The sequence below is a fragment of the Kocuria sp. CPCC 205260 genome, assembly GCF_040981045.1.
GTDB lineage: Bacteria > Actinomycetota > Actinomycetes > Actinomycetales > Micrococcaceae > Kocuria > Kocuria palustris.
Genome location: NZ_JAVKPT010000002.1, coordinates 15,632 through 28,905, shown reverse-complemented (window position 1 = coordinate 28,905; position 13,274 = coordinate 15,632). Strand labels below are relative to the sequence as shown.

At 71.4% G+C, this 13,274-nt stretch carries 14 protein-coding genes; 5 read left to right on the top strand and 9 right to left on the bottom strand.

Annotated elements, in window-relative coordinates; all coding sequences use genetic code 11:
* Nucleotides 1-20 precede the first annotated feature (20 nt).
* Together RF645_RS04800 and RF645_RS04795 are read left to right on the top strand one after the other, a co-directional pair.
* Nucleotides 21-1,253 carry a hypothetical protein gene (locus RF645_RS04800; RefSeq protein ID WP_153005744.1) on the top strand — a complete coding sequence of 411 codons (1,233 nt, stop codon included), beginning with the start codon at nt 21-23 and terminating at the stop codon, nt 1,251-1,253.
* A gap of 324 nt (nt 1,254-1,577) precedes the next feature.
* Nucleotides 1,578-2,054, top strand: coding sequence for a hypothetical protein (locus RF645_RS04795; RefSeq protein ID WP_058872025.1), 477 nt, complete (start codon nt 1,578-1,580; stop codon nt 2,052-2,054).
* On the opposite strand, the gene RF645_RS04790 is transcribed toward RF645_RS04795, so the two are convergent.
* The 3 genes from RF645_RS04790 to RF645_RS04780 form a co-directional block, all read right to left on the bottom strand.
* On the bottom strand, nt 2,055-2,723 hold the full coding sequence (locus RF645_RS04790) for a TetR/AcrR family transcriptional regulator (protein WP_006213958.1): 669 nt from the start codon (nt 2,721-2,723) through the stop codon (nt 2,055-2,057).
* A 140-nt stretch (nt 2,724-2,863) separates the two neighbouring features.
* Entirely contained in the window at nt 2,864-3,397 is a 534-nt protein-coding gene (locus tag RF645_RS04785) for a type 1 glutamine amidotransferase domain-containing protein (protein WP_006213957.1), read from the bottom strand.
* A 500-nt stretch (nt 3,398-3,897) separates the two neighbouring features.
* The gene (locus tag RF645_RS04780; protein WP_058872026.1) at nt 3,898-4,731 is read right to left on the bottom strand and encodes a hydroxymethylpyrimidine/phosphomethylpyrimidine kinase; all 834 of its coding nucleotides are present in this window, start codon (nt 4,729-4,731) and stop codon (nt 3,898-3,900) included.
* Nucleotides 4,732-4,971: 240 nt separating this feature from the next.
* Between RF645_RS04780 and RF645_RS04775 the strand changes: the two genes are divergently transcribed.
* Complete coding sequence (locus RF645_RS04775) at nt 4,972-5,673, top strand: queuosine precursor transporter (protein ID WP_058872027.1); 702 nt, start codon at nt 4,972-4,974, stop codon at nt 5,671-5,673.
* A gap of 56 nt (nt 5,674-5,729) precedes the next feature.
* Here the strand turns inward: RF645_RS04775 and RF645_RS04770 are convergent, their stop codons facing one another.
* From RF645_RS04770 to tgt, 3 genes are read right to left on the bottom strand one after another with little or no spacing between them, the layout of a single operon-like run.
* On the bottom strand, nt 5,730-6,527 hold the full coding sequence (locus tag RF645_RS04770) for an MBL fold metallo-hydrolase (protein WP_058872028.1): 798 nt from the start codon (nt 6,525-6,527) through the stop codon (nt 5,730-5,732).
* Nucleotides 6,527-7,033, bottom strand: a complete 507-nt coding sequence (locus tag RF645_RS04765) for an SRPBCC domain-containing protein (RefSeq protein WP_006213951.1) — start codon at nt 7,031-7,033, stop codon at nt 6,527-6,529. Before RF645_RS04765 ends, RF645_RS04770 begins: the two co-directional genes overlap by 1 nt.
* 49 nt (nt 7,034-7,082) lie before the next feature.
* Nucleotides 7,083-8,405 carry a tRNA guanosine(34) transglycosylase Tgt gene (tgt, locus tag RF645_RS04760; protein WP_368818682.1) on the bottom strand — a complete coding sequence of 441 codons (1,323 nt, stop codon included), beginning with the start codon at nt 8,403-8,405 and terminating at the stop codon, nt 7,083-7,085.
* 179 nt (nt 8,406-8,584) lie between these two features.
* On the opposite strand from tgt, the gene RF645_RS04755 reads away from it, so the two are divergent.
* Entirely contained in the window at nt 8,585-9,760 is a 1,176-nt protein-coding gene (locus RF645_RS04755) for an FUSC family protein (protein ID WP_368818681.1), read from the top strand.
* 7 nt (nt 9,761-9,767) lie between these two features.
* On the opposite strand, the gene RF645_RS04750 is transcribed toward RF645_RS04755, so the two are convergent.
* The 3 genes from RF645_RS04750 to RF645_RS04740 all read right to left on the bottom strand — a co-directional run bounded on the left by RF645_RS04750 (nt 9,768) and on the right by RF645_RS04740 (nt 12,648).
* Entirely contained in the window at nt 9,768-10,310 is a 543-nt protein-coding gene (locus tag RF645_RS04750; RefSeq protein ID WP_314301713.1) for an NUDIX hydrolase family protein, read from the bottom strand.
* Between the two features lie 59 nt (nt 10,311-10,369).
* A complete protein-coding gene (locus RF645_RS04745) occupies nt 10,370-11,596 on the bottom strand; it encodes a glycoside hydrolase family 76 protein (protein ID WP_053447949.1) in 1,227 nt (408 codons plus the stop codon).
* A 122-nt stretch (nt 11,597-11,718) separates the two neighbouring features.
* On the bottom strand, nt 11,719-12,648 hold the full coding sequence (locus RF645_RS04740; protein ID WP_058872032.1) for a pseudouridine synthase: 930 nt from the start codon (nt 12,646-12,648) through the stop codon (nt 11,719-11,721).
* A gap of 53 nt (nt 12,649-12,701) precedes the next feature.
* On the opposite strand from RF645_RS04740, the gene idi reads away from it, so the two are divergent.
* The gene (gene idi / locus RF645_RS04735; protein ID WP_058872033.1) at nt 12,702-13,247 is read left to right on the top strand and encodes an isopentenyl-diphosphate Delta-isomerase; all 546 of its coding nucleotides are present in this window, start codon (nt 12,702-12,704) and stop codon (nt 13,245-13,247) included.
* The last annotated feature ends 27 nt before the right edge of the window (nt 13,248-13,274 follow it).

Genomic DNA, 13,274 nt, shown 5'->3' with positions numbered 1-13,274 from the left:
GTGCGGTCGACTCCGTCGTGGTGGACCCGATCACCGCCTCCGGGAACCTGCCCGCCGGCTCCTGCAACCTGGCCGACATGCGCGGCGCCAACCCCGGAGTGAAGTTCTACGCCTACTTGGACATCGGCGGCATCTCAGACGCCTCGTCGTGGACTCGGGATCCGTTCCACAGCACCTGCCTGTCCCTGAACCGCGACGGCGCGAACTACACGGTGCGGCCCAACAACTCGCGGGTCGCCGTGGACTCCAATGGCCGCGCGGTCTATCCCGGGTTCTCCCACCTGCGCATCGCGAGCCTCTCGAGCTCCTACAACGCCTCGTGCGCCGACCGGGCCGCGGACATCGTGACCACAGACTCCGTGCGCGGCACCACCGGCGCCGCTCCCACGCAGTTCGACGGGGTCTTCCTGGATGACATGGCGATGTCTCCGGCCCAGGGCCAGAACATGCGCGACATCGGAACGTGGGGCCCGTGGGGCTCCGACGACGGCTACGGCCAGGCGATGCTGCGCACCGTGGCGGCGATCGACGACGAGGTCGCCCGTCGCGACGCCGGCGCCAAGATCGCAGGCAACCTCGGGGTCTACGCGGACTACCCGAACCAGCAGGCGCTGGCCAAGCAGCTCGGCTCATCGCGGGATCTGGACTGGATCTTCCGGGAGTCCACCATCGGCGGCGCGAACGGCTCGTCCATGGGCGCCTGGCACGTGACCCAGCAGAACGGCGCCCTGATGGGGCAGGTCGCGGCCCTGGGCACGCCCGTGGTGATGCACAACTTCGCGGTCAACGCCACGACGACTCCTGCAGCCAGCGGGGGCGTCGGGGGAAGCTGCCTGCTCGACTCCACACCGAACGCCGGCGCGCTGCAGGCCGCGGTGGACACCCGACGGGCTCGCGACATGTCGATGGTCCTAGCGACCACGCTGATGTCGCGCACGGGCCCCGGCCAGCTGCAGACGGCCGTCGCCGAGGCGCAGACGACCTGCCGAGAGACCCGGGATACCGGCAAGCAGTTCCGGGAGAGCATCTTCTGGTACTCCCTCGACGAAGACCGCTCGGAGACCGCCGATCTGCGCTATGCCGTGAACTGGAAGGGCCTGTATGCCGTGGGCGACACACAATTTGCCTACGACCGGCACGTGCACTCCCGCAAGCTCAACGACGGCCGCTGGGTGCGGATCAACTTCCTGAACTACGGCGTCACGGTCAATGGGCACTACATCCCGCCGCGCACCGGTGTGCTGACGCGCTGAGCCGCGTCGTCCGTCCACGGCCTGAGCCGGCCTTCTGGCGGCAGATCCCGGTCCTGGGCATCGAACTCGGTGCCCAGGACCGGGATCTGCTGCTGTTCGGGAACTGATCGGGCTTCGCCGCAGGCCTCCAAGCGGCGGTGCTGCGCTCGCAGCCTCCCGTGAGTCGGGGCCTCGTGAAAGAGCCGAGGCGACGGGAGACGAGCAGAGGGAACGGCGAGCGCTTTGGAGTGGAAGTCACTGGTCAGCGGAAAGCTGGAGAGCCTGGATCTGCAGCTGCGGCTGTCTCACGACTGGGATGTCGTGGTGAGGAGGGGAGCTTCTGGCATGCCCTCCGTCGTGGTCGCCTCGCCCGCGCTGGCAGACGGGTGCCAGCTCGAGGGGCACATCCAGGCAGAGGCCCGCGGAGACGTCAATCCTCCCGAGCTCGGGTACTTCCTGGGGGTCTGCGCTGCGGCCGACGAGGCGAACTCCCCGGAGCCGTCGGAGGCGCAGGTCGCCCCGGAGTGGGTCGTGCACCTGAAGCGGCTCTACCACGGGGTGCTGAAGGGCCATGAGGAGCGCCTGCTGGTGAGCACAAGCCACCCGCAGCCCGGAAGGACCGAGCTCAGCGCGCGGAAGCTGCCGCTGGCTGAGAAGTTCCTGCCAGATGACCAGCAGTGGCTGGCCAAGGGCTATACGGATGGCTGGGGCCTGGGCATCCGCTCGCAGAAGCGCGAACTGGACCGCGCCGAGGACCTGGCGGCGCCCTTCGTCAGGATCCTGAGCGAGTGGTACCGGGTCGAGACCGTCCAGGTGAGCTGATCAGCCGGCCAGGCTCAGAGCGGGGGCCGGCTCGCTCAGGCGGACGGGGGAGCCCTCGTCGTCGAAGCGGGCACCCAGCCCGCGCAGGATGAAGGTGACCGTGGCGCGGACGTGGCGCTCGTGGGCGGCGCGGTCCTCCTCCGAGTTGGCCTCCCGGTCGGCCGTGGAGGCCAGGGAGCCGTGGACCAGGCGGCCCATCTCCGGGAGGTCGCCGTCCGGCAGCCAGCCGTCGGCGACGGCCTCGCGGAGGATGTCGATGAGCACGAGTCGCAGAGAGCCCACGTGGGCGCCGAGCTTCTGGAAGTCCTCCGGGGAGAGCACCGTGCGCATGGCCGGCCCCGGGGGGATGTGACGGCGCGAGAGGTCGTCGAGCTGGGCGCGGACGTACACGCCGAGCTTGTCCACGGGATTCTCGACCAGGGCGAGCTCGGCGTGCAGCTCGCGCATGAAGCGATCGGTCTCGTCCATGGTGAAGGCGATGAGCAGCTCGCCCATGTCCGCGAAGTAGTTGTAGACGGCCGTGCGGCCGATGCCGGCGTTGCGGGCCACATGGGTCATGGTGAGCCCGGTCAGGCCCTGCTGGTACAGCAGCTGGCCGAAGGACTCGAGGATGGCGTGCTTGGTGTGCTCGCGCTGCTCGGCGTTGGTGGCCGCTTGGATCTTGGGCATGCTGACACCTTACTACCAGATGTCGCCAAAAGACCCCTGAGTGAGGCGAGACTTACTTGGAATCTCCTGGGCATGAGCTGACAGGGAGGCGCCCCGCCTGCTCCGAGCGGAGCGGGCGGGGCGCAGTACTGCGCGAAGGCTCAGGACAGGGCCTGGGCGATCTCGCGGTTGAAGGCCTCCAGGTCGCCGGGATCGCGCGAGGTGATCAGGTTGCCGTCGACGACGACCTCCTCGTCGACCCAGTCGGCCCCGGCGTTCTTGAGGTCCACCTCGGTGGATGCGAACGAGGTCAGGCGGCGGCCCTTGGCCAGGCCCGCCTGGGCCAGGATCCACGGGGCGTGGCAGATCGCGGCCACGGGCTTGTCCGCGGCGAAGAACGCCTTGACCAGCTCCACCGAGTCCTCGTCCAGACGGAGGGCGTCGGCGTTGAGGGTGCCGCCGGGCAGCACCAGCATGTCGAAGTCCTCGACCCGCGCCTGGCCGACCGGGAGGTCGACGTCGAAGGTGTCGGCGTGGTCCCAGTCGCCCTGCATGGCCTGGAGGGTGCCCTCCGAGGGCGAGATGAGCGTGGTGGTCGCACCGGCCTCGTCGAGGGCCTGGCGGGGGCTGGTCAGCTCGACCTGCTCCACGCCGCGAGTCAGCAGGAAGGCCACCTTCTTATCGGAGACTGCCATGTCGTGCTCCTCTCATTCAGGTTCGTGTACGGCGACGGATTCTTCCGTGCCGCGTCATCCCCCATAACCCGCAGTCTGCGGAGCGTATTCCTTGTGAGAAGTGCCGGGCTGCATCGTCTCGGCAGTGGGCGGCTGTTCGGGCGGCCGCCTCCGGCGTGCCCCGGGCGATGCGGCGCTCGGTGATCCGCTGAGCGATCTGCGCGAAGGACGGATCCCCGACGGAGCCGCGCAGCTCGCGGAGCCCGCGGACGACGTCGTCGATCGACTCACGAGGCGCCGGGCCTGTTGTCGGATCCATTGCGCCTCCTCGCCTCGATCTGCGTCCGCCGTCCAGGACCTTCTGATCCTCAGTCGGGTTCGCATCGGGATTCCGGAGCTCATGACCCCGCGGAAGTGTCCGGGAGCTGCTCGGAGGCGAAAGCCGGCCCCGCACTGCAGCGACTGCAGTGCGGGGCCGCGATCGTCGTATGCCTTGAATGGAATGTATGGGGCTCTGCTGCTCAGGCGCGCTCGGCGGCCAGCCCGCCCTGCCACAGGGAGTCGAACGGGGCGTGGGAGCTCACGCGCTGGCGGATGCCGGCCGAGACGAACTCCTTGGCGGCCTGGGCCGCCTCCAGCGGGGACACGCCCTTGGCCAGCTCGGCGGTGATCGCCGCGGCCAGGGTGCAGCCGGCTCCGGCAACGGCGACGTCGCCGACCTTCGGCGAGGACAGGACCTCGGTCGTGGTGCCGTCGTAGAACACGTCCACGGCGTCCGGACCCTCCAGGCGCACGCCGCCCTTGGCGAGCACTGCTGCCCCGGAGCGCTCGTGGATGCGCTTGGCGGCCTCCTCCAGCTGCTCGACGGTCGTGATGTCGTCCATTCCGGACAGCGAGATCGACTCGAAGTGGTTGGGCGTCACGAACGTGGCCTTCGGCAGGATCTGGGCGGTCAGCGCCTTGTCCGTGTCGAGTGCGGCACCGGGCTCCTGGCCTTTGCAGATCAGCACCGGGTCCAGGACCAGGTGCGGGGTCTTCAGGGACTCGAGGGCCTGGGCGACGACGTCGATGGTCTGCGGCGAGCCGAGCATGCCGATCTTGACGGCGCTGAGGTCGTAGGCCGAGGAGGCGGCGTCGAGCTGATCGGCGATCACCTGCGGATCCACCGGGGAGAAGCGGTGGCCCCAGTCGTTGCTGGGGTCGAAGGACACGATGCAGGTCAGCGCCAGCGAGCCGAAGACGCCGAGCTCCTGGAAGGTCTTGAGATCCGCCTGGGCGCCGGCGCCGCCGGTGGCCTCGTTGCCGGCGATCGTGAGCGCGAACGGGGGAGTCTGAGCAGCGGGTGCAGAAGTCATGGCTCGATTCTGCTCCTGCCGGGCGGGCGGCACCAACATGGCCGTCGTGGGCGGTCATCGCGGCCTGTATCCTGGCGCGGTCGAGACGGTTCGACGCGCTGGGTGGCAGGCAGCGCGTCCGTCGGCCCTGCGCAGCCCCAGGCTCCTGCAGGTCGTGCCGCGCTCGGATCCACGCGCGACGGAGACGGCATCAGCCCGCTCCGCTCGGCGCTGACCACCCCTCCCCAGGAGCCCTGCCGCATGACCAGCGACCCCCGCACGCCGTCGTCGTCCCCGATGACCGCGGCCCAGTACGCCCGCCGCCCCCGCAGCCTGTTCGACCTGTTCGTGGCCGCGACCGCCGTGATCCTGGTGCTGTCCAACATCGGCGCCACCAAGGGCGTGCAGATAGGCCCCATCATCACCGACGGCGGCTTCTTCCTCTTCCCGCTGGCCTACGTGGTGGGCGATGTGGTCTCCGAGGTCTGGGGCTTCCGCGCAGCGCGGCGCTCCACGCTGATGGCCTTCGCCGCCGGCGCCTTCGCGAGCCTGTGCTTCTGGATCATCATCGCGCTGCCAGCCGCACCGTTCTACGAGGGCCAGGGGGCCTTCGCGCAGACCCTGGGCCCGGTGCCGCTGATCGTCCTTGCCTCCCTGCTGGGCTTCCTGGTGGGGCAGCTGCTCAACGCGTACGTGCTGGTCAAGGTCAAGCAGCGCACCCGGGAGCGGCACCTGTGGGCGCGGCTGATGGCCTCCACGCTGGTCGGCGAGCTCGTGGACACGATCATCTTCTGCGCGATCGCCGCCCCCGTGATCGGCATCGAGACGCCGGGGCAGTTCCTGAACTACGTGCTCGTCGGCTACGTCTGGAAGTGCCTGATCGAGGTCGTCATGCTCCCGGTCACCTACGCCGTGGTGGCGCGCGTCAAGAAGATCGAGGACTACGGCGCCGTGACCGCCTGAGGCCTGCTGGCTCCTCGCCATCACGCGCAGAGGCCGCTCGACGACGACGGCGGGGTTCAGTCCCGCTGCAGATGCGCCAGCTGAGCCTCGATCGAGCGGCGGGCCGCGGGGCGGACCTGGGCGGGGACCTCCGGGTAGATGCGCTCGGCGAGCTCGTCGGCGGAGACCCCCTGGGCTGTCGCGCCCATGGACTCGAGGGCTGCGCGGACCTCGTCCAGGCGCTCCAGCCGATGGTCGCGCAGCTCCCGGCAGGTCTTGGCCAGATCCGGCAGCGGCTCACCATGGGCGGGAAGACCCAGGCCACCGGCGGCCTCGAGCTGATCGAGCGAGGCCAGGTAGTCGCCCAGCGTGCCGTCCGGGTGGTCGATCATGGTCGTGCCGCGGCCCAGGACGGTGTCGCCGGTGAGGATGGGGGCGATCGCGGCACCATCGGTCAGCGCGGCATCGTCGAGGATCCGGAAGCTCAGGGAGTCGGAGGTGTGCCCCGGCGTGGCCAGCACCTCGATCGAGACCCCGGCGGCGGTGAGGCGCTCGCCGTCGCGCAGCGGCTGCCCATGGCGGCAGTGCTCCGGCAGCGCGGCCCGCACGGGCGCTGCGGTCAGCTCGCGCAGGGAATCGATCGCCTCGGTGTGATCATTGTGGCGGTGCGTGATCAGCACCAGCTCCACGGGACCCGCCGCGGCGAGAGCCTGCACGTGCTCCGGCAGGTCGGGGCCGGGATCCACCACGACGACGCCGTCGGAGCCCGGCGCGCGCAGCAGCAGGCTGTTCGTGCCCTCGAGCGTCATGGGCCCGGGGTTCTCGGCGCGCAGCACGGAGACCAGGCGGGTCAGCCGACGGATCTGAGGGCTCATCAGGACTCCCGGGAATCCAGCAGCGCGCGCAGTCGATCGAGCGAGGAGTCCCAGGCGCCCTTGGCGGTCGCGTGGACCTCCTTCGGCAGCGGCCCCTGCAGCAGCTCGATCCGGGTCCCGCCGTCGACGGGCACGAGCTCGATGCGCAGCAGGATCAGATGCTCGGTGGGCTCGCCATCGGGCCCCGGCAGCGCCTCCTGGATCTCGAGCATCTCCTCCGGCACGATCGCCGCGTGCCGGCCGTGGGAGGGGGCGCCCATCTGGGGGTCGTCGTCCATGACCATGGCGAAGCGGCGGATGCCGCCCGGCCGCGGATCCAGCTCGAGGGACTCGGGGTGGACGCTCCAGCCCTGCGGCCCGTACCAGTGCGGCAGCAGCTCGGGGTCCATGAGGGCCTGGTAGATCCGCGACGACGGGTGCGGCAGGACCCTATGCAGGCGCCAGCGCTGCTCGGCGGGGACGCGATCCAGGTCGGAGCTGGGGCGGTCGCTGGGGTTCTCGGTCATCTGTGCCTCCTTGTGGCTCACGTGCTCGGGTCGCAGGCGTGGGCGCGGCTCACGGGTGGTCGCCGCTGTAGTAGTCGGCCAGGGTCGCGTCCCGGTAGGCCAGGTAGGACCCGTCCTCCATGGCCTCGCGTGCGCGGTCCACCAGCCGGACGGTGAAGCGCTCATTGTGGATCGAGGCCAGCGTGGCCGCCACCCGCTCCTTGGCCTTGAACAGGTGGTGCACGTAGGCGCGGGTGTAGTGCGTGCAGGTGTAGCAGTCGCAGTCCTCGTCGATGGGGCGGAAGTCCCGCTTGAAGCGCGCCGCCGGGAGGTTGAACCGGCCCTTGGGGTGGTAGCAGGCCCCGGTGCGGGCCACGCGGGTGGGGGAGACGCAGTCGAACGTGTCCGCCCCTGCCTCCAGCGCCACGAAGATGTCGTCCGGCTCGGAGATGCCCAGCAGGTGCCGCGGTCGGTCCTCGGGCAGCTCCTCGGCGCACCAGCCCACGATCGTGCCGAGGTTCTTCTTCTCCAGCGCCCCGCCGATGCCGTAGCCGTCGAAGTCCATGGCTCCCAGGTCGCGGCTGGCCTGTCGGCGCAGGTCCTCGTACTGGGCGCCCTGGATCACGCCGAACAGCGCCTGGTACGGCCGGTGCTGCCGAGCCTGCGTGAGCCGTTCGTGCTCCTCGAGGCAGCGCAGCGCCCACAGCCGGGTCCGCTCGAGGGCGCGCTCCTGGTAGCCGCGGGAGTTGTGCAGGGTGGTCAGCTCGTCGAAGGCGAACATGATGTCCGCGCCGATCCCGTGCTGGACCTGCATGGAGACCTCAGGGGTGAACCGGTGCTTGTCGCCGTTGAGGTGCGAGATGAACGTGACGCCGTCGTCGTCCACGTTCGCCAGGCGCTCCTTGCCCTCGGCCACGTCGTCATCGCCCACGGGGCCCTTGGGGGAGGGGCCATCCATGTCGATCACCTTCTTGAATCCGGAGCCCAGGGACATGACCTGGAAGCCGCCGGAGTCGGTGAAGGTGGGGCCGTCCCAGTTCATGAAGCGGCCGAGCCCGCCGGCCTCGTCGAGCAGATCGTGACCGGGGCGCAGGTACAGGTGGTAGGCATTGGCCAGCAGCGCCTGCGCGCCGAGCTCCTTCATGGCCTCCGGCAGCACGGCCTTGACGGTCGCGGCGGTGGCCACGGGGATGAAGGCGGGCGTGCGGATGGTGCCGTGCGGTGTGGTGATCTCCCCGGTGCGGCCCAGCCACGGGGGCTCGGGGTCGCCGTGCGGATCGGTCCGCGGGGGCTGGGCGACGGTCTCGGTCAGCCGAGTGCGCACCCGGAAGGAGAAGCTGTCCCGCCCGGAGAGCGGGTGGGGCTTGGGCGCGGGGGTCTGCTCGGAGTCCATCCGTCCATTGTCCCCGATGCAGCGGCCCGAGCCGGTCCGCCCGGGGCGGGGATAGCATCGACTGCGGCCCTCGAGCCTCATCGCATCCCCTCCCGCCGCTCGAGCGCGGATGCCCCAGTCCCTCATCGGAGCGCTTCCCGCCCAGGGCAGCCCCGACTCTTCCGCAGGAAGGAGCCCGCGTGTCCGGATCGTCCACCGTCCGCCAGCTGTTCGAGGTGGGCCCCTCCCGCCGGGACCACGTGCCTGCGGTCCGCATCGCCCTGGCCGTGGGGATCCCTCTCGTGCTGCTGATGCTCCTGGGGCGCCCGGACCTGACGATCTACGCGGCCTTCGGCGCCTTCACCTCGATCTACGCCCGGCACGAGCCGCTGCGCCAGCGCCTGGGCCATGAGCTGCAGGCGGGCGCGCTGGTCACGGTCTCGGTGGCCATCGGCGCGCTGCTGTCCTGGTTCGGCGCGCCGGAGCCCCTGGTCCTGGGCATCACCTCCGTGGTCGCCGCGATCGGCGCGGTGCTGGCCGCGGCCTGGAACCTCAAGCCCGCCGGGTCGGTGTTCTTCATCTTCGCCACCGGCGCGATCGGCTCCCTGGGGCCCGATGCCGTGGCGCACCCGCTGCTGGCGATCGCGATCGCAGCCGGCTCCGCCGCCTTCTCCGTCCTGCTGGCGTGGATCTGGTCCCTGGTGGGCGAGGGGCGCGAGGGGAAGTCACCGCCCCCGGCGCCGGTGGTGCGCCTGACCCGCGGCCAGCTGGCCGCGCACGGCGGGCGCTTCCTGGTGGCCACGGGACTGGCCGCCGTGGTGGCCCTGATCGTCTCCCAGGCCGCCGGGCTCAGCCACGTCTACTGGGCGCAGGTGGCCGCCGCCGCTCCGATCGCGGCGCCCACGCACCTGGCGCGGCTGCAGCGCGGCGTCCACCGCATGGTCGGCACGCTGGGCGGCGTGGGCGTGACCGCGTTCGTGCTGGCCTTCGATCTGGGCCCGTGGCAGATGCTGGTCCTGGTGATCCTCTTCCAGCTGCTCGCCGAGCTGTTCGTGGGCCGCAACTACTCGCTGGCACTGCTGTTCATCACGCCGCTGGCGCTGCTGATGACGCAGCTGGCGCATCCGGTCCCGGCCGCGCCGCTGCTGCAGGCCCGCGCGGTGGAGACCGTGCTGGGCGCGCTGAGCGGCATGGTCGTGATCTACTTCTGGCGCAACAGCGAGGAGCGCCGAGCAGACACGCAGGCCATGCCGCGGATCATCGCCGCCTCGCAGGCGGACCGCCGCGGCGGCCCGGCGGACGCGGACCTCGACGGCGCGGCCGCGGGTGAGGACGACGACGGGCGCAGCGCTCCCTCGCAGGATCGCTCGCGCTGAAGGCCGCTCAGCGGCCCCAGCCGACGTGCGCCAGGGCCTGCTCGATCAGCCGGCCCCGGCCGCCGGCGAACTCCGCCTGGATGTCGGCGCTGAGCGCCTCCTCGGGGGTGACCCAGGACAGCTGCAGCGCGTCCTCGCGCGGCTGGCACTCGCCGCGCACGGGCACCACGTAGTTCAGCGCGACCGCGTGCTGGCGGTTGTCCGTGAAGCCCGTCTCCGACGGATGCGGGAAGTACTCAGTGACCGCGAAGGGGACAGTCGAGGGCGGGACCATGGGCATGGCCAGCGGCCCGAGATCCTTCTCCAGGTGCCGCAGCAGCGCCCCGCGGATCGTCTCGCGGTACAGGACGCGCCCCGAGACCACGGCGCGCTCCAGCTCGCCGACGTCATTGGGCTGCAGCAGCAGGCCCACCTCCGAGACGCAGCCCACGGGATCCAGCTGCACGGGGATCGCCTGGACGTAGACGATCGGCAGGCGGGCACGGGCCTCGCGGAGGTCTTCCTCGGACAGCCAGCCGGGATTCGGGTCCGGTGTGCGTATGGAGCTCATGGGATCTGTCTACCTCAGCCGTCGGGTCTCGTGGTGGGTCGGTGCCGGGGTTTCCGCGATCAGCGGAGGCTGCGCTCCAGGCGGGCCGCGGCCTCCAGGATCATCCAGGACTGGATCTGCGTGGACAGATCCACCGGGGCGCCCACGCGCTGGGTCTGATCCGCGTCCTTGAGGGGGTCGGAGGAGAAGATCGCGCGCACGCGCCGGGGCTCCGGGCGGGCGTTGGGGTCGTGGGGGTCCATGCCGGGATCGAACTCGCGACGGCCGTCCCAGAGGGCGTCGGCGGTGTCGAGGACCAGGCGCCGTGCGGTGAGGCGTGAGGCCTCGGGCAGCTGGGGGTCCTCGGCGGCCTCCGCCAGGTTCCGCACGAGGATGCCGGTGAACAGCCCGCCGTCGCCGGTGCCGTGCGTGGACAGGCTCCGACGCCGCCGACCGGCAGCACTGGTCGAGTCGCGCCCGAAGTGCGATTCGGCGCCGGCGATGATCTGTCCCGCCCACTCCAGCCAGGACCGAGCCCGATCCCGGGGCACGACGGCGGCGTGCTCCAGGCATGCCGCCAGCACGGGGCCGGAGTTGTAGGAGTAGACGGCGTCGTCGCGCTGCGTGGTCTCCTGGTCGGAGCCGGCGGCCAGCAGCTTGATCCCGTCCCAGAACACGCCGCGCTGGGCATCCCAGAGGTTCTCACGCAGCCAGCTGAGCAGCCGTTCGGCGGAGTCGTCGGAGGCGGTGCGCGCAGCGATCAGGGCCGCCGGGCCCGTGGTCGCGGCATTCTTGTAGGTGCGCTCGCGGCTCCAGAACATGCCGCCGCCGAGGTCGTCGGTGTGCGCCGAGCGGATCTGGGACAGCAGGAGGCTCCCGGCCCGCAGGACGTCGCCGGAGGAGGCGCCGCAGACCTGATCGAGCTGGCGCAGGCGGCCCAGCGCCAGCATGAGCCAGGACATGTCGTCGAAGAAGCTGTTGATCACGACCGACCCGCCCGAGCGCACGGCGATGCCGCGCAGCAGCTGATGCGCGCGCTTGCGCAGCGGCTCCGGGTCCCCTCCCGAGGAGGCCTCCCGCAGGGCGGCATCCACGAGGGCGTCGAGCAGGTGCGCCTGCCACCAGTAGTGCCAGGTCAGGTTGGTCCGCGACGGCCCCGGGAAGGTGATCGCAGCCAGCCAGGTCCCGGGGATGCCGAGGGCCCGCTGCCCGAACAGCTCCTGCACCGAGCGGGCGGCCAGAGCTGCGCGCACGGCGCGGTCGTCGACGGCATCGGCGAGGATCGAGGCGGCGGGGTCGTGGCTCATGGCTCTCCTGTGCGTGGGGGTCGTGCGCTGCCGTCGAAAGTGCTGCGGGCTGTCGCGGACGGCTGGCCCTCAGCCTAGCGATCCGCCCCGACGCCCCCCCCCCCGCGATCTCCGAGGCGGCATCAGCGGGGGAGGGTCTCCAGGCGGCGACGGCTCCTCAGCTCCAGGGCCTGCCCGGTCACCGGGTGGGTGAGTCGCAGGGTGCGCGCGAGCAGCTGGAGCGGACGCGAGACGTCGCCCGGCTCCCGGGGAAGCACCTGCGGGTAGAGCGGATCCCAGCGGATGGGCGTCCCGAGCGCTGCCAGGTGGACCCGCAGCTGGTGGGTCTGCCCGGTCAAGGGGTGCAGGCGCAGGTGGGCCCAGCGGCCGTCGTCGTCCTCGAAGGCGCTCAGCGGATCGAGGTGCGTCACGGCATTGGGCTCGCCGGGGACCTCGGCGGCCTGCAGGACCCCGCGCTGCTTGAGCAGCCGGCTGCTGCGCCGATCCGGCAGGTCCTCGAGCACCAGACCGCCCAGGCGGGCTACCGCTTCGTACGACTTCTCGGTGCGACGGTCCTGGAACTGGCGCTGCACGGCCCCGCGCGCCCGGGGATCGCGGATCAGCAGCAGCACGCCGGCGGTGTCCCGGTCCAGGCGATGCGCCGGAACCAGGTCGTCCTCGCCGCGGCGGCGACGCAGCACGCTCAGCGCCGTCTGCGCGATGAACCCTCCCCGCGGTGTGGACGGCAGCCCGTGCGGCTTGTCGACCGCCAGCAGCCATTCGTCCTCGTAGAGGACCGGCATGTCATGGGGCAGCTCGGGCTCCACCGGAAGCTCGCGGTGGTACCAGACCCGCTGACCGGCGCACGGGGCGTCGGCGGGCAGCGGGGCGCCGCGGTCGTCGACGATCTCGCCGCCCGACAGCAGCCGCTCGAGCTGCGCGCGCGAGGCGGGGAAGCGCAGCAGCAGGTGCTCGCCGGCCGTGCAGCTGCGGTCGTCCGGGAGCCGGACCGAGACCGGATCGATGCCATCGCGCGGGGAGAGCGGTCTGGGACGTGCGCGGCGGCGGGACATGGGGGCATCCTGGCAGACTCGGGGCAACGACGACGTGAGGAAGTGCGATCACCATGACCACCCCCAGGCGGCCCGAGCAGGTCGTGCTGCTGGACACCGCGCGCCTGCCGATCGGCACGGCGCTGAAATCCGAGGTCCACACCGCGGACACCCCTCTGCACCTGGCCTTCTCCTGCTGGGTCCTGGACGACGACGGGCGGGTGCTGCTCACCCGTCGTGCCCTGAGCAAGCGGACCTGGCCGGGCGTGTGGACGAACAGCTTCTGCGGCCACCCGGGACCGGGCGAATCCATGGCTGCGGCGCTGCGCCGCCGGGCCGAGCAGGAGCTGGGACTCAAGCTGACCGAGCTGCGGGAGGTCGTGCCGGAGTTCGCCTACTGGGCGCGCGATGCCTCGGGCGTGGTCGAGAACGAGTTCTGCCCGGTGTGGACCGCCCGGGCCGAGTCCTCGCCCGTGCCGAATCCCGAGGAGGTCGCGGAGTCCCTCTGGGTCGATCCCGCCGAGCTGCTGCGGGCCAGCCGGGCCGTGCCGCAGCTGCTGAGCCCCTGGCTCAACGAGGAGCTCTCCCAGCCCGGGCTGCTCGCCGCCCTCGACTGCTGAGGAGCCCAGCCCGGGCTGGATCTCGGC